This is a genomic window from Mycolicibacillus koreensis (genome assembly GCF_002104795.1).
Classification (GTDB): domain Bacteria; phylum Actinomycetota; class Actinomycetes; order Mycobacteriales; family Mycobacteriaceae; genus Mycobacterium; species Mycobacterium koreense.
In genome coordinates this window covers 29,729-45,929 of record NZ_NCXO01000013.1, presented here as the reverse complement: position 1 = coordinate 45,929, position 16,201 = coordinate 29,729, and the positions used below count along the sequence as shown (strand labels likewise).

At 67.3% G+C, this 16,201-nt stretch carries 14 protein-coding genes; 10 read left to right on the top strand and 4 right to left on the bottom strand.

The genetic code is table 11. The annotated features are described in order from the left end of the window. The first annotated feature begins 117 nt into the window (after window positions 1-117). From B8W67_RS08125 to nrdE, 5 genes are all read left to right on the top strand, one after another. Window positions 118-756, top strand: coding sequence for a TetR/AcrR family transcriptional regulator (locus B8W67_RS08125; protein WP_069392212.1), 639 nt, complete (start codon window positions 118-120; stop codon window positions 754-756). Window positions 757-793: 37 nt separating this feature from the next. Then, the gene (locus B8W67_RS08120) at window positions 794-1,678 is read left to right on the top strand and encodes an SDR family oxidoreductase (protein ID WP_085303340.1); all 885 of its coding nucleotides are present in this window, start codon (window positions 794-796) and stop codon (window positions 1,676-1,678) included. 507 nt (window positions 1,679-2,185) lie between these two features. Then, window positions 2,186-2,425: a redoxin NrdH gene (locus B8W67_RS08115; RefSeq protein WP_085303338.1), complete on the top strand. Its 240-nt coding sequence runs from the start codon at window positions 2,186-2,188 to the stop codon at window positions 2,423-2,425. A gap of 56 nt (window positions 2,426-2,481) precedes the next feature. After that, on the top strand, window positions 2,482-2,928 hold the full coding sequence (gene nrdI, locus B8W67_RS08110; protein ID WP_069392209.1) for a class Ib ribonucleoside-diphosphate reductase assembly flavoprotein NrdI: 447 nt from the start codon (window positions 2,482-2,484) through the stop codon (window positions 2,926-2,928). Window positions 2,929-2,981: 53 nt separating this feature from the next. Beyond that, window positions 2,982-5,063: a class 1b ribonucleoside-diphosphate reductase subunit alpha gene (gene nrdE, locus B8W67_RS08105; RefSeq protein ID WP_069392208.1), complete on the top strand. Its 2,082-nt coding sequence runs from the start codon at window positions 2,982-2,984 to the stop codon at window positions 5,061-5,063. A 34-nt stretch (window positions 5,064-5,097) separates the two neighbouring features. Here the strand turns inward: nrdE and B8W67_RS08100 are convergent, their stop codons facing one another. Then, a complete protein-coding gene (locus tag B8W67_RS08100) occupies window positions 5,098-5,334 on the bottom strand; it encodes a hypothetical protein (protein ID WP_085303336.1) in 237 nt (78 codons plus the stop codon). Between the two features lie 45 nt (window positions 5,335-5,379). Next, complete coding sequence (locus B8W67_RS08095; RefSeq protein ID WP_085303334.1) at window positions 5,380-6,561, bottom strand: NAD(P)/FAD-dependent oxidoreductase; 1,182 nt, start codon at window positions 6,559-6,561, stop codon at window positions 5,380-5,382. A 166-nt stretch (window positions 6,562-6,727) separates the two neighbouring features. On the opposite strand from B8W67_RS08095, the gene B8W67_RS08090 reads away from it, so the two are divergent. Both B8W67_RS08090 and nrdF read left to right on the top strand, forming a co-directional pair. After that, a complete protein-coding gene (locus B8W67_RS08090) occupies window positions 6,728-7,462 on the top strand; it encodes a TetR/AcrR family transcriptional regulator (RefSeq protein WP_069392192.1) in 735 nt (244 codons plus the stop codon). A 108-nt stretch (window positions 7,463-7,570) separates the two neighbouring features. Continuing rightward, entirely contained in the window at window positions 7,571-8,545 is a 975-nt protein-coding gene (gene nrdF, locus B8W67_RS08085; RefSeq protein WP_109470109.1) for a class 1b ribonucleoside-diphosphate reductase subunit beta, read from the top strand. Window positions 8,546-8,642: 97 nt separating this feature from the next. Here the strand turns inward: nrdF and B8W67_RS08080 are convergent, their stop codons facing one another. Next, on the bottom strand, window positions 8,643-9,689 hold the full coding sequence (locus B8W67_RS08080) for an NAD(P)-dependent alcohol dehydrogenase (RefSeq protein ID WP_085303332.1): 1,047 nt from the start codon (window positions 9,687-9,689) through the stop codon (window positions 8,643-8,645). Between the two features lie 260 nt (window positions 9,690-9,949). On the opposite strand from B8W67_RS08080, the gene B8W67_RS08075 reads away from it, so the two are divergent. Beyond that, a complete protein-coding gene (locus tag B8W67_RS08075) occupies window positions 9,950-11,839 on the top strand; it encodes a hypothetical protein (protein WP_085303330.1) in 1,890 nt (629 codons plus the stop codon). On the opposite strand, the gene B8W67_RS08070 is transcribed toward B8W67_RS08075, so the two are convergent. Beyond that, entirely contained in the window at window positions 11,832-12,893 is a 1,062-nt protein-coding gene (locus tag B8W67_RS08070; protein WP_372507476.1) for an ABC transporter substrate-binding protein, read from the bottom strand. The genes B8W67_RS08075 and B8W67_RS08070 overlap by 8 nt on opposite strands. 242 nt (window positions 12,894-13,135) lie before the next feature. Between B8W67_RS08070 and ctaD the strand changes: the two genes are divergently transcribed. Both ctaD and serB read left to right on the top strand, forming a co-directional pair. Further along, a complete protein-coding gene (ctaD, locus tag B8W67_RS08065) occupies window positions 13,136-14,863 on the top strand; it encodes an aa3-type cytochrome oxidase subunit I (RefSeq protein ID WP_069392188.1) in 1,728 nt (575 codons plus the stop codon). A 19-nt stretch (window positions 14,864-14,882) separates the two neighbouring features. Then, the gene (serB, locus tag B8W67_RS08060; RefSeq protein WP_085303328.1) at window positions 14,883-16,115 is read left to right on the top strand and encodes a phosphoserine phosphatase SerB; all 1,233 of its coding nucleotides are present in this window, start codon (window positions 14,883-14,885) and stop codon (window positions 16,113-16,115) included. Window positions 16,116-16,201: the final 86 nt, after the last annotated feature.

Sequence of the window (16,201 nt, the reverse complement as noted above, 5' to 3'; positions counted from 1 at the left end):
CGTCGGCCGGCACCACCGCATGACGGCTGTGGCAGCCGTCACTGTGTCTCCATCACAGCGGCAAAGTTGACGGCTGTCAAGTTTTTTCTCCGGCGTGCCGTGGTGCATGGTAGGCAGGTGAGCACCCACCCCCAGACGACCGCGACATCGCAGCGCCGCGGCGACCGGCAACGGCAGGCGATCGTGACCGCCGTGCGTGAGCTGCTCGAGGAGAAACCGTTCGCCGAGTTGTCGGTGAGTGCCATCAGCGACCGGGCCGGCGTGGCCCGATCGGGGTTTTATTTCTACTTCGAGTCCAAATACGCCGTCCTCGCCCAGATCATGTCCGACGCGGCCGCCGAGCTCGACGAACTCACCCAATTCTTCGCCCCGCGCGGCGAGAACGAGTCGCCGGCCGCGTTCGCGCGCCGGATGGTCGGCAGCGCGGCCGCGGTCTACGCCCACAACGATCCGGTGATGCTGGCGTGCAGTGCCGCACGGCACACCGACGCCGAGATCCGCAAGATCCTCGACCAGCAACTCGACACCGTCATCGCCCAGATCGTCGGGATTGTGCAGGACGAACTCGCCGCCGGCACCGCCCACCCGATCAGCGACGACATCCCCGCGTTGGTGCGCGCCTTGGCCGCGACCACCTCCTCGGTGCTCTCCGGTGACACCGCCTTCGTCGGTGCCGACCCCGACCTCCAGGGCGGCACCCGTGTGCTCGAGGCGCTGTGGCTCACCGCCCTGTGGGGCGGGCAACTCACCGAATAGTCGTTGCCGCCGGGCCCACGGCGATATCGTCGGCGCCATGGCAGGAACGAAGATGACCACGTTCGCGGGCAAGAAGTGCTTTCTCACCGGTGCGGCCAGCGGCATCGGCCGCGCCACCGCACTGGCGCTGGCCGCCGAGGGCGCGCAGCTGTTTTTGACCGACCGCAACGCCGAGGGGCTGGCCGAGACCGTCGCCGACGCGCGGGCCCTCGGTGCCGAGGTCCCGGCCCACCGCGTCATCGACGTCGCCGACCACGACGAGGTCGTCGCATTCGCCGCCGACATCCATGCCGGACACGGTGCGATGGACGTGGTGATGAACATCGCCGGGGTCTCGGCATGGGGCACCGTCGACCGGCTCAGCCACGACCAGTGGAGCCGGATGGTCTCGATCAACCTGATGGGACCGATCCACGTCATCGAGGAGTTCATCCCGCCGATGCTGGCCGCCGGGCGCGGCGGCCAGCTGGTCAACGTGTCCTCGGCGGCCGGGCTGGTGGCCCTGCCCTGGCATGCGGCCTACAGCGCCTCCAAATACGGGCTGCGCGGGGTCTCGGAGGTGCTGCGGTTCGACTTGGCGCGCTACGGCATCGGGGTGTCGGTGGTGGTGCCCGGGGCCGTGAAGACACCGCTGGTGGGCACCGTCGAGATCGCCGGGGTCGATCGCGACGACCCGCAGGTCAAAAAATGGGTGGATCGGTTCTCCGGGCACGCGGTCAGCCCGGAGCGCGCCGCGGCCAAGATCCTCGCCGGGGTGCGTAAGAACCGCTTCTTGATCTACACCTCCGTCGACATCCGCGCGCTGTACGCGTTCAAGCGCGTCGCCTGGTGGCCCTACAGCGTGGCGATGCGTCAGGCCAACCGGTTCTTCGCCCGGGCCCTGCGTCCCACCCCAGCGGGGCCGGCGCGCGAGATCCGATAGTCGCCGGGGCCGGGCACCGGCGGCCGCGATGAGCAGGCCCGCTGGGTGCCGCACCGGTGTCCACGGCGCCGTTCGCACCGGGCGCCGGGGTGCTCAGCACCCCAAAGAAAAGTTTGCTGAAAACCCTCGGGAGCGGTTGTGGTGCCGGCGGGCGGCCCGGCTGTGTCAGACCCCGGTGGTATCTGTGAGGTGATCTGTGGCGTGACGGGATTGTGACCTGCGACACGCCGGGACGGGAGGTGGTGCAGGCCGTGCGACCAGCGAATTTCACGAATGTTGTTCAGAACATCTTGTATGTCTTCCCCCGGTCAGACACTAGGTGTAGTGTTCACGGTGCTGTCAGACCACATGATTCCCCGATCGGCCCGGAGCCCGGGTCCGGTCACCGGAGCGGCCCCCGTCGGGACGTTCGGATCGGGGATCGCAGTGTCGGTCAGCCCGCTGAACAGCGGTGCGGATGTAGTTCCTGAAGAAGTTGCTCACCTTCCACCGAGGAGTCGTTCGACGATGAACATCACCGTGTACACCAAGCCGGCCTGTGTGCAGTGCAACGCCACCTACAAGGCGTTGGACAAAGAAGGCATCGACTACCGCTCGGTGGACATCTCGCTGGATTCCGAGGCCCGCGACTACGTGATGGCGCTGGGCTACCTGCAGGCCCCCGTGGTGGTGGCCGGCGACCAGCACTGGTCGGGCTTCCGTCCCGACCGCATCAAGGCGCTCGCCGGTGTGGCGCTGAGCGCCTAGCCGGGCGGCGTCGGCCGTCTGAGGGTTGGGTATTCGCCAGATGAAGGAGGGAAGCCATGGGCGTCAACCTGGTGTATTTCTCCAGCGTGTCGGAGAACACCCACCGCTTCGTGCAGAAGCTGGGCCTACCTGCCACGCGTATTCCGCTGCACGGCCCGCTTGAGGTCGACCAGCCCTACGTGCTGGTGGTGCCCACCTACGGCGGTGGCCGCCACACCCCCGATGTCAACGACGGGGCCTACGTGCCCAAACAGGTCAAGAAGTTTCTGAACAACGAACACAACCGGTCGTTGCTGCGCGGCGTCATCGCCGCCGGCAACAACAACTTCGGTGCGGAGTACTGCTTCGCCGGTGAGGTCATCTCGCGCAAGTGCGGGGTGCCCTACCTGTATCGCTTCGAATTGATGGGAACCCCCGACGACGTGGAAACCGTTCGCGAGGGACTGGCTACTTTCTGGAAGGACGAAACGTGTCACCAACGGTCACAGCTGCAGAGCCTGTAACGACGCCGGCCACCAGCGCGGGGGGAGAGACCGACTACCACGCGTTGAACGCGATGCTGAACCTGTACGACGTCGACGGCAAGATCCAGTTCGACAAGGACGTCGACGCGGCCCGTCAGTACTTCCTGCAGCACGTCAACCAGAACACGGTGTTCTTCCACAACCAGGACGAGAAGCTCGACTACCTGATCCGGGAGAACTACTACGAGCGTGAGGTGCTCGACCAGTACTCTCGCAACTTCGTCAAGACGCTGCTGGATCGCGCCTACGCCAAGAAGTTCCGGTTCCCGACGTTTCTGGGCGCGTTCAAGTACTACACCTCCTACACGCTGAAAACGTTTGACGGCAAACGGTATCTGGAACGGTTCGAGGACCGGGTGGTCATGGTGGCGCTGACGTTGGCCTCCGGTGACACCAAGCTCGCCGAGCAGCTCGTCGACGAGATCATCGACGGCCGGTTCCAGCCGGCCACCCCGACCTTCCTCAACTCCGGCAAGGCCCAGCGCGGGGAGCCGGTCAGCTGCTTTCTGCTGCGCATCGAGGACAACATGGAGTCGATCGGGCGCTCGATCAACTCCGCGCTGCAGCTGTCCAAGCGCGGCGGGGGAGTGGCATTGCTGCTGACCAACATCCGCGAGTACGGCGCGCCGATCAAGAACATCCAGAACCAGAGCTCCGGGGTGATCCCGATCATGAAGCTGCTGGAGGACTCGTTCTCCTACGCCAACCAGCTGGGGGCGCGTCAGGGGGCGGGTGCGGTGTACCTGCACGCCCACCATCCGGACATCTACCGCTTTTTGGACACCAAGCGGGAGAACGCCGACGAGAAGATCCGGATCAAGACGCTGAGCCTGGGTGTGGTGATCCCCGACATCACCTTCGAGTTGGCCCGCAAGAACGAGGACATGTACCTGTTCTCGCCGTACGACGTGGAGCGTGTCTACGGGGTGCCGTTCGCCGACATCAACGTCACCGAGAAGTACTACGAGATGGTCGACGACTCGCGCATCCACAAGCACAAGATCAAGGCGCGGGAGTTCTTCCAGACGGTCGCCGAGCTGCAGTTCGAGTCGGGCTATCCGTACATCATGTTCGAAGACACCGTCAACCGGGCCAACCCGATCGACGGCAAGATCACCCACTCCAACCTGTGCTCGGAGATCCTGCAGGTCTCCACGCCGTCACTGTTCAACGAGGACCTGTCGTATGCCAAGGTGGGCAAGGACATCTCGTGCAACCTGGGCTCGATGAACGTCGCCAAGACGATGGACTCGCCGGACTTCGCGCAGTCGATCGAGGTGGCGATCCGGGCGCTGACCGCGGTCTCCGATCAGACCAACATCGCGTCGGTGCCCTCGATCGAGCAGGGCAACAACGAGTCCCACGCGATCGGGTTGGGGCAGATGAACCTGCACGGCTACCTGGCGCGGGAGCGTATCTTCTACGGTTCCGAGGAAGGCATCGACTTCACCAACATCTACTTCTACACGGTGCTCTACCACGCCCTGCGCGCCTCGAATCGCATTGCGATCGAACGGGGTACGCACTTCTCCGGTTTCGAGCGCTCCACCTACGCCTCCGGTGAGTTCTTCGACAAGTACACCGAGGGTATCTGGGAGCCCAAGACCGACAAGGTGCGTCGCCTGTTCGCTGACGCCGGCATCCGCATCCCCGACCAGAACGACTGGCGGCGGTTGAAGGAATCGGTGGCCGCGCACGGCATCTACAACCAGAACCTGCAGGCGGTGCCGCCGACCGGGTCGATCTCCTACATCAACCACTCGACGTCGTCGATCCACCCGATCGTGTCGAAGGTGGAGATCCGCAAGGAGGGCAAGATCGGCCGGGTCTACTACCCGGCGCCGTACATGACCAACGACAACCTGGAGTACTACCAGGACGCCTACGAGATCGGCTACGAGAAGATCATCGACACCTACGCCGCGGCCACCCAGCACGTGGACCAGGGGCTGAGCCTGACGCTGTTCTTCAAGGACACCGCCACCACCCGTGATGTGAACAAGGCGCAGATCTACGCCTGGCGCAAGGGCATCAAGACGCTCTACTACATCCGGTTGCGTCAGATGGCGCTGGAGGGCACCGAGGTCGAGGGCTGCGTGTCCTGCATGCTGTGACGCCGTTCGCCCACCGGATCTGTGGCGGTTACGGTCAGTCGACCGGTTCGATGTCCTCCCCGGAGTCATACCGAATCGGAAGATGCACGCCGCTGACCGTCTCGATCAGGAGGACACCGAACGGTGCGGTCTCATAGTAGCGGTGGACTCCCTGCGCGTCGGGCGCTGACGAGCAGGGGCCGTAAGGGCAGATGCTTTTGACCGGCACGGCGAGCAAGGCGAAAACCACCACGACCACGGTGAGGGTGATCGCGAACCTACGCCTGGTCATGGCCGGCCCGGTGCGACGCGATCATGGTGTGCACCCGGTAGCCGCTCAGTAGCGGTGCGCCGGGCCCTGGGCTTTTCTGTACAGCGCCTTGAGCATCCGGTCACGGAAGGCGGCGTTGTCGATCAGCCGCACACCGGCATCGGCGATTCGCGGATAGCCCAGAAGCTGATGGAAGTAGCGCCCGCGCCGGTACTCGCGGCCCCAAGCGTCCTGCATCCGCTGGGCGTAGTTGGTGAAGTCGTCGGGCCCGGCGTTGGTCAGCGCCGCCACCGCGCACTCGCCGGCCGCCATGCCGGACTCCAGCGCCTTGGAGATGCCCGCCCCGGAGGCCGGCTTGCCCGCGCCCAGTGCGTCCCCGGCGAACAGCACCCCGGGCCGCCACGGCGGCCAGGCGGTGAATCCCATCGGCAGGCGCCACGCGCGAACCCCTTTGGCCTTCTTGAGTTCTTCGACGGCGGGCAGCTCCCAGTCCGCCGGCAGTGTGCGCATGAACTCGCCCAGGAATGCGGTGGCGTTGATGGATTGCCAGTTCTTGTAGCTGTTGACGTAGCCCAGCCCGATGTTGAACCGGCCGTCGCCCATCGGGAACACCCAGCCGTAGCCGGGCAGCTGGTCGCCGTCGAAGCGCAGCCGGAGGTAGATGTCGAGGCTGTCGGAGTCGGGCCGGTTGGCCTGCATCTCGGCGCGGATCGCGATCGCGGAGTAGCCGTTGTAGGCCGAGTCGAGCTTCAGGGCCCGCTTGATGGGGGAGTAGGCGCCGTCGGCGGCGATCACCGCGTCGGCCGACACCGTCTCACCGCCCTTGAGTTGCACCCCGGTGACTCGGCCGCGCTCGTCGAGGACCGGTCCGGCCACCTCCGCGGATTCCCGCACCTCCGCACCGGCGGCGGCGGCGTGGCGCAGCAGCATCGTGTCGAGCACGGTGCGGCTGACGGTGTGGCCGTGATCGGGCATGCCCGGGCGGCGCGGGAAACTCAGCTCCCAGCGCGACGGGCTGAACACCGTGACCCGGTTGACCCGGTGGAAGGTGGCGACCTCCTCGGCCAGGCCCATCTTCTGCAGGTAGCTGACAGCGCGCGCGGTCAGCCCGTCGCCGCAGGGCTTGTCGCGCGGGAACTGGGCCTTGTCCAACACGACCACCGAGGCGCCGGATTGCCGCGCCTGCCACGCCGCGGCCGACCCTGCCGGGCCGCCGCCGACGATCGCGAGATCGAACTGTTTGCTCACCCGTGTTCAGCCCTTCGGTGGTGGAACGCCTCGCCCACGCTACCGACGTCGGCGGGTCAGGGAAAATCCCCCCATCGGCTCCCGGCCGGTGCTCGCTCGTCGTCGGCGACCGGTCCGGGCAGGTCAACCACCGTACCGGCCGGGGTGGGCGAGTAGAGTATCGGGCGTGCGCAGACCGTCCCGGCCCGCCGACGCCGCCCCGCCCGTCAAGGTCGACGCGCGGCGGGAGCGGTGGCGTGAGCATCGCAAGAAGGTCCGCGCCGAGATCGTCGACGCGGCGTTCCGGGCGATCGATCGGCGGGGCCCGGAGATCAGCGTGCGCGAGATCGCCGAGGAGGCCGGCACCGCGAAGCCGAAGATCTACCGGCACTTCGCCGACAAGGCCGACCTGTTCCAGGCCGTCAGCGAGCGGATGCGCGACATGTTGTGGGCGGCGATCTACCCCGCCATCGACCTGGCCACCGACTCCGCCGACGAGGTGATCCGCAAGGGCGTCGAGCAGTACGTCCGACTGGTCGACGAGCACCCCAACGTGTTGCGGTTTCTGCTGCTGGGCCGGTTCACCGAGCAGACCGCGGCCACCCAGCGCGCCCTGCAGGAGGGCCGCGAGATCATGCTGGCCATCGCCGAGCTGTTCAGCAATGAGCTCCGAGAGCTGGAACTGGATCCCGACGTGGTCGAGCTCGCCGCGTTCACCACGTTCGGATCGGTCGCCTCGGCGACCGACTGGTGGCTCGGCTCGGAGACCGCCAGCCCGCGGCGGATGGCCCAACAGGCCTTCGTCGAGCATCTCAGCGTCATCCTGTCGGGCACGGTCATCAGCACCGCCGCGCTGGTCGGTGTCGTCATCGACCCGGCGCAGCCCATCCACGCCGCCGTCGTGCGCCGAGCGGCCAGCTGACGCCGGCCGGACACGACACGCGACCACAAGTTGTTGTGTTGACGCACGTTGTCGCCCACAACGGGTAGTGTCTGAATCCTGGTTGTCCGTCTGCGAAGTGGGGTAGTGGTGAGTGGACAGGTGAAGCTGATCGACCGGGTCTCCGCGATCAACTGGAACCGGTTGCAAGACGATAAGGACCTTGAGGTCTGGGACCGGTTGACCGGCAACTTCTGGTTGCCGGAGAAGGTGCCGGTGTCCAACGACATTCAGGCCTGGGCCACGCTGACCGACCAGGAGAAGCAGGTCACGATGCGGGTGTTCACCGGCCTGACCCTGCTGGACACCATCCAGGGCACCGTCGGGGCGGTCAGCCTCATCCCGGATGCGTTGACCCCGCATGAGGAAGCGGTCTACACCAACATCGCGTTCATGGAGTCGGTGCACGCCAAGAGCTACAGCCAGATCTTCTCCACGCTGTGCTCGACCAACGAGATCGACGACGCGTTCCGCTGGTCGGAGGAGAATGTCAACCTGCAGCGCAAGGCTGAGATCGTGCTGCGCTACTACAAGGGCGACGAGCCGCTCAAGCGCAAGGTGGCCTCCACCCTGCTGGAGAGTTTCCTGTTCTACTCCGGTTTCTACATGCCGATGTACTGGAGCAGCCGGGGCAAGCTGACCAACACCGCCGACGTGATCCGGTTGATCATCCGCGACGAGGCGGTGCACGGCTACTACATCGGCTACAAGTTCCAGCGTGGGCTGGCGATGGTCGATGAAACCAAGCGTCAGGAGCTCAAGGACTACACCTACGAGTTGCTCTTCGAGCTCTACGACAACGAGGTGGAGTACACCCAGGACCTCTACGACGACATCGGGCTGACCGAGGACGTCAAGAAGTTCCTGCGCTACAACGCCAACAAGGCATTGATGAACCTCGGCTACGAGGCGCTGTTCCCGCGCGACGAGACCGACGTCAACCCGGCGATCCTCTCCGCGCTGTCCCCGAACGCCGACGAGAACCACGACTTCTTCTCCGGCTCGGGAAGCTCCTACGTGATCGGCAAGGCGGTCATCACCGAGGACGAGGACTGGGAGTTCTGAGCGCGGCACCACGCTGACGCGACGCGAGGGGGGCACCGATACGGTGCCCCCCTCGGCGTTGTCAGCGGCGTTGTCAGCGGCTCGGCGCGCCGGCGGCTCAGATCGTCGCGGTGTCGATCACGAAGCGGTAGCGCACGTCGGAGGCCAACACCCGCTCGTAGGCGGTGTTGACGTAGTCGGCGTCGATGATCTCGATCTCCGGGCGCACGTCGTGCTCGGCGCAGAAGTCCAGCATCTCCTGGGTTTCGGCGATCCCACCGATCATCGAGCCCGACAGGCTGCGGCGCATCCCGGCCAGCGGGAACGGCGGAACGCTCATCGGCTGCTCGGGCATGCCCAGCTCCACCAGCGTCCCGTCGACCTTCAGCAGGTTCAGGTAGGCGCCCAGGTCGAGGTTCGCCGAGACCGTGTTGAGGATGACGTCGAAGTTGTTGCGCAGCTTCTTGAACGTGTCCGGATCGGAGGTGGCGTAGTAGTGGTTGGCGCCCAGACGCAGGCCGTCCTCCATCTTCTTCAGCGACTGCGACAGCACGGTGACCTCCGCGCCCATCGCGGCGGCCAGCTTGACGCCCATGTGGCCGAGCCCGCCGAGACCGACGATGGCGATGTGCTTGCCGGGGCCGGCCTGCCAGTGCCGCAGCGGCGAGAACAGCGTGATCCCGGCGCAGAGCAGTGGCGCGGCGGCATCCAGCGGGATCTGATCGGGGATGCGCAGCACGTAGTTCTCGTCGACGACGATCGCCTGGCTGTAGCCGCCCTGGGTGGGCTCGCCGTCACGGCCGATCGCGTTGTAGGTGCCGGTCATCCCGCCCCCGGTGCAGTACTGCTCGAGTCCGGCCACACAGCTGGGGCACTCGCGGCACGAGTCGACGAAACAGCCCACCCCGACACGGTCGCCCACCTGGTAGTTGCTCACCTCCGAGCCCACGGCGGTCACCACCCCGGCGATCTCGTGGCCGGGCACCACCGGGTAACGCGGGGTGCCCCACTCGGCCTTGACGGTGTGGATGTCGGAGTGGCAGATCCCGGCGAACTTGATGTCGATGGCCACGTCGTGCGGGCCGGGTGCCCGGCGCGGGATCGTGGTCTTGACCAGCGGTTCAGTCGCCGAGGTGGCGGCGTAGGCGGAAACGGTTGTGCTCATGTCGGGATCCCTCTGTTGGTTGCGGTTACGTGTCCGTCACGGCGGGCAGGCGGCTCAGCCCCGGTTGACACCGGTCGTGCCGGCCCCGTGCCGGCCCCAACGCCTCATTGTATAGCTTAGCGAAGTTAAATTTTCTGGGGCGGCCCGTGGCCCGACCGCGGCGCAGTTCCCACGGTAGGGGCGCAAGGACCGCAACGATAACCCGCACGCCCGCCCCCGAACGCCCCGACGGTGTCGGCGCCGACCGATATCGTCACCGCATGAGCCCTCGGCCCCCGGTGACGCGTCTGGTCCTCTACAAGCACGGCATGGCCTTCGTCGACCGACGCGGGCCGATCGACGGGGAATTCAGCCTGACCTTCCGCCGCGAGGACATGAAAGACGTGCTGAAATCGCTGGTCCTCGATGTCGCCGACGGTCAGGTGTCGATGGGCGCGATCACCTTCGACACCCCGGCCGACCCCGACGAGCAGTTGGCCGACCGTCGCCTGCGGTTCGACAGCGGCAAGGCGCTGCTGGGGTTGCTCGACGGGCTGCGCGGCCGTGCCGTGGAGGTGCGTTGCGGTGCGCGTCGGCATCGCGGCGAGGTGATCGGTGTGGACGACGGCGCCGATCATCACCGCTCTGCCACCGGCACCGGGCGCCACCTGGTGCTGCGCACCGACGCCGGCGAGATCGGGCTGGTCGACCTGGCCGAGGCCGACGGGCTGACGATGCTCGACGATTCCTCCCGCGCGGACCTGGAGTACCTGATCGACCGGTTCCGGGCGGCCACCGGCGGGGCGAACTGCGAGGTGGGCGTGGCGGTGCGCGGGAAGGCGCGCGACGCGCGGATCGCCTATCTGGTGGCGGCACCGATGTGGCGGGTGTCGTATCGCATCCTCAGCGACGGTGATCGGTTGCGGTTGGCCGCGATGGGAATTCTGCACAACCCGATCGATGAGGACCTCACCGATGTCGAGGTGACATTGACCACCGGCCAACCGATCTCGTTCGAGATCGACCTCTACCAAGCACGTCGTGTGCATCGGGTGGCTCGCGAGGAGCGCGAGCGGGTGTTCGCGCCGCAACCGCCCGGCGCCATGGTGCGCTCGGCGGCCATGCTCACCGGTGTCGACGCCTACGAGCAGGCCGCCGAGGAGGTGGCGAGCGCCGACCGCGGACAGTATTTCGAATACCGGCTCACCAGCCCGATCTCGCTGAAACGTGGCGGCGCGGCGATGGTGCCGTTGGCGGTGGCTTCGGTGTCCGATGTGCACCGAGAGCTGGTGTGGCGCCAGGGATTCGGGCCCGCGCCCGAGGTTGCGTTGGCGTTCTCCAACACCACTGACCTGGTGCTGGAGGAAGGGCCCGCGGTCGTCTACGAACACGACGGGTACGCCGGGGAGGCGATGGTCGATTTCACCGCCCGGGGCGCACCGGTGCGGCTGGGCTTCGCCAAGGACCTGGCCGTGCGCTGCAGTGCCGTCGAACGCCACCACACCGTCACCACCCGGGTGCGGCTGGCGAGCGAGGCGCTCATCGAGGAGTGCCGCGAAGAACGCCGGCACACCCTGCGCGCGCAGAACGACCACGATCACCCCGTCGAGGTGATCTTCGAGGTGCCCCGGGTGGTCGGCCACCACATCGCCGACCACGACGGGGCGACCCTCGACGGCGAAGACGGCGAGGAGGGGGAAGACGGGGCAGATCCCGACTGGCACCGCTTCCGGGTGGCGGTGCCGGCACACCAGCTCGCGGAGGCGACCGTGGTGGAGGCCTGGCCGGTGCGTCGCGAAATCGATTACGAGGACCTCGCGCCGGGGCGCCTGGAGTCCTGGCTGGCCGGTCGCTCGTTGGACGCCGAGACCGTCGCGGCGCTGTCGGGGGTGTTGGCGCACTGGGAGCAGGCCGGCCGCCTCGATGGGCAGCGGGAGCAGACCGAGGCGACGCGTGCAGACCTCTACGAGGCGCAGCACCGCATCACCGAGCAACTTTCGGTGCTCGGCACCGACGGCGACGAGGGCCGGCTGCGGTCGCGTCAGGTCGGTGAACTCGCGGGCCTGCAGGATCGGGTCGGTGAGCTCGACACGCAGGTCCACCGGCTGCGCGCGGAGGCCGACGCCGCGCGAACGGCGGCCACTGACGCACTGCACCGGCTGATCAGTTGATCGGCGCGTTGACCCACTGCAAGTCGTCGAGCACCCCGTAGGCGGCGACCAAGCCCTGGCCGAGGTGCCACACCTCGTTGTTGACGATGAACACCCGGTTGTCGCGGTTGGCCGCCAACGCCCGCCACGCGGGGCTGTCGAACACCGCGGGGGCGCGGTCCTTGGCGGCCGGCGAGTCGAACGACACGTAGATGATGTCGGCGTCGGCGGCCGACAGGTCGGCGTCGCCCTGCAGCGCCGCAGCGTCGGCCGCAATCTCCACAAACGGCTTATCGGTGAACCGCTGCGCCGCCGGGCGGTCCAATCCGGCGGCTTTGAGCACCGTGGCGGGGAAGTTCACCGCCCCGTAGACCCGCACGCTGTCCTCGGTGAGCTGCACGATCGAGGCCTGATAGTGCGCCGTATCGGCCTCGGCGCCGCCCCGGGCGGCGTCCTCGGCGAACCGGTCGAGCAACCCGTCGACCGCCTCGGCGCGCCCGGTCGCCGCGGCGACCGCACGCAACGTGGCCTGCCAGCGCGCCCCGTCCGCCCCGGTGAGCACGGTCGGTGCGATCGCCGCCAACTCGGGGCAGACCTGCTGGCTGCCCGGCACCGAGCCGAGGATCAGCTCCGGGTCGGCGGCCTCGATCGCCCCCGGATCCGGGGTGTCGCGCGGTCCCACGCCGGGCGTGTCGTGCACCACGGCGCCCAGGTAGGAGGGTGGCGGCACTCCCACGCCGACCAGGCGTGACTGCAGCCCCAGTGCGCACAGCGCGTCGAGCTGATCGATGGCCAGCGCCACGATGCGCTGCGGGTCGGCGGGCACCTCGACGGTCTCCGGGTCGACGCCCTCGGCGTTGGTGACCGTGCGCAGCGAGGACCCCGGGTCGGCCGGCGCCGGCTCGGGGGCGCAGGACTCGTCGGGGCGGCGCTGGTTGCCCAGCACCCCGGCCCCGGCGATCGTGGTGGTGCTGGTGATCACCGATGTCATCGACTCGGTGGGCGCGGCGGTGTCGTCGCTGGTGCAGCCGGTGGCGAACGCCACGGTCAGCGCGACCGCGATAGCGGTGGTCAGGGCGGTGTTTCCAGCGGTGGTCCCAGGGGTGTTTCCAGCGGTGGTCCCAGCCGGGGCCGGACCCGCGGCGCGAAGCGATTCACCGCTGTTCAGCACGTGGTTGACGGTAACACTGCGGTGTCGCAAAATTGGGCACGGCATCATTACGACAGTTTGTAGGACCGGCGCGGGCCGTCGTCCGTGCGGAACGCTACGATCACTGCAGTAATCCAGGGATGCCGGGACGAACCGTTGGAGGAACCTTGACAGCCGAAGCCCCCCCGCGCGGAGAACTAGAGGCCAGTCGCCCCTACCCGCCGCGCACGGGACCCAAGGGTGCCCTCCTGTACAAGCTGATCACCACCACCGATCACAAGCTGATCGGGATCATGTACGTGGTCACCTGTATGGCGATGTTCGGTGTCGGCGGGCTGCTGGCGCTGTTCATCCGGGCCGAGTTGGCCGCGCCGGGGCTGCAGTTCCTCTCCAACGAGCAGTTCAACCAGCTGTTCACCATGCACGGCACGATCATGCTGCTGTTCTATGCGACACCGATCGTGTTCGGATTCGCCAACCTGGTGCTGCCGCTGCAGATCGGCGCCCCCGACGTGGCGTTCCCGCGACTCAACGCGCTCAGCTACTGGCTGTTCCTGTTCGGCACCCTGATCGCCCTCGGCGGGTTCCTCACCCCCGGCGGCGCCGCCGACTTCGGCTGGACCGCCTACACCCCGCTCTCCGACGCGGTGCACACCCCGGGCGCCGGTGCGGACCTGTGGATCACCGGTCTGGCGGTGGCCGGTCTGGGCACCATCCTCGGTGGGGTCAACATGATCACCACCGTGGTGTGCATGCGCGCCCCCGGGATGACGATGTTCCGGATGCCGGTGTTCACCTGGAACATCCTGGTCACCTCGCTGATGGTGCTGATCATCTTCCCGCTGCTGACCGCCGCGCTGCTCGGGCTGGCCTACGACCGTCACCTCGGCGGGCACATCTACGACCCGGCCAACGGCGGGGTGCTGCTCTACCAGCACCTGTTCTGGTTCTTCGGCCACCCCGAGGTCTACGTCATCGCGCTGCCGTTCTTCGGCATCGTCAGTGAGGTCATCCCGGTGTTCAGCCGCAAGCCGATCTTCGGCTACACCACGCTAATCTTCGCGACGATGGCGATCGCGGCGCTGTCCACCGCGGTGTGGGCGCACCACATGTTCGCCACCGGCGCGGTGCTGCTGCCGTTCTTCTCGTTCATGACGTTCACCATCGCGGTGCCCACCGGGATCAAGTTCTTCAACTGGATCGGCACCATGTGGAAGGGCCAGATCACCTACGAGACCCCGATGCTGTTCTCGCTGGGCTTCGTGGTGACCTTCCTCGCCGGTGGGCTCACCGGGGTCATGCTGGCCAGCCCGCCGATCGACTTCCACGTCACCGACACCTACTTCCTGGTGGCCCACTTCCATTACGTGCTGTTCGGCACGATCGTGTTCGCCACGTTCGCCGGGATCTACTTCTGGTTCCCCAAGATGACCGGTCGTCTCCTCGACGAGCGTCTGGGCAAGCTGCACTTCTGGCTGACGTTCATCGGGTTCCACACCACGTTCTTGGTGCAGCACTGGCTGGGCAACGAGGGCATGCCACGCCGCTACGCCGACTACCTCGACATCGACGGGTTCCAGCCGCTGAACATCGTGTCGACCGTCGGTGCGTTCATCCTCGGTGCCTCGCTGATCGTGTTCACCTGGAACTCGTTCAAGAGCTGGCGTTACGGCGAGGTCGTCACCGTCGACGACCCGTGGGGCTACGGCAACTCGCTGGAGTGGGCGACCAGTTGCCCGCCGCCGCGGCACAACTTCACCGAGCTGCCGCGGATCCGCTCCGAGCGCCCCGCGTTCGAGCTGCACTACCCGCACATGGTCGAGCGGATGCGGGCCGAGGCGCACATCGGTCGCAAGCACCCCGAAGAGGCCATCGCGGCGTCACCGTCGACCTGACCCTCCTGGGGGTTTGCGGGTGAACACCCCCAACGTGTCGGTGCTGATCACCGTCACCGGGGTCGACCGACCGGGCGTCACCTCGGCGCTGTTCGAGGTGCTCGAGCGGCACGGGGTCGCGCTGCTCAACGTCGAACAGGTGGTGATCCGGGGTCGGCTGATCCTGGGTGTGCTGGTGTCGGCGTCGCCGCCGGTGGTCCACGGTGGTGAGCTGGATGCGGAGTTGCGCACCGCAATCGGCGCGCTGGGCCTTGAGGTCACCGTCGAGCACAGCGACGACCTGCCGATCATCCATGAGCCCTCCACCCACAAGATCGTGGTGTTGGGCCGACCGGTGACCGCGGCCGCGTTCGGGGCGCTCGCCCATGATGTCGCCGAGCTCGGCGTCAACATCGACGCGATCCGCGGGATCTCGGACTATCCGGTGACCGGGTTGGAACTGCGGGTCACGGTGCCGCCCGACGTGGGTGGGCAGCTGCAGAGCGTGCTGGCGCGCGCCGCCGCCGATGAGCACCTCGACGTGGCGTTCTCCGACAGCAGCCTGTCCGGGCGCACCAAGCGGCTGGTCGTGTTCGATGTCGACTCCACCCTGATCCAGGGTGAGGTCATCGAGATGCTCGCCGCCCATGTGGGCGCCGAAGCCGAGGTCGCCGCGATCACCGAGGCGGCGATGCGCGGCGAACTGGACTTCGCCGAATCGCTGCACCGGCGGGTCGCCACCCTGGCCGGCCTGCCCGCCACGGTCCTCGACGACGTCGCCGATGAGCTGGTGCTCACCCCGGGGGCACGCACCACCTTGCGCACGCTGCGCCGGCTCGGCTACTTCTGCGGGGTGGTCTCCGGCGGGTTCCGGCAGGTCATCGATCCGCTGGCACACGAGTTGGCGCTCGACTACGTCGCCGCCAACACCCTCGAGATCGTCGATGGGGTGCTCACCGGACGGTTGGTCGGCCCGATCATCGACCGGGCCGGCAAGGCCCGCGCCCTGCGTGATTTCGCCCGCGATGTCGGAGTGCCGATGAGCCAGACCGTGGCCGTCGGCGACGGCGCCAACGACATCGACATGCTCGCCGCCGCCGGGCTCGGCGTGGCGTTCAACGCCAAACCTGCGTTGCGGGAGGTCGCCGACGCCGCGCTGAGCTACCCCTACCTCGACACCGTGCTGTTCATCCTCGGGGTGACCCGCGGGGAGATCGAGGCGGCGGACGCTGTCGACGGCACCGTTCGTCGGGTGGAGATTCCCGCCGAGTAGCGGCTGAGATCGATGCCTGAGCGGACATGCTCCTTGCTATTTGAGGCCGTGTGTCCGCTCAGGCATCGATCTCAGCAGTAATGCCG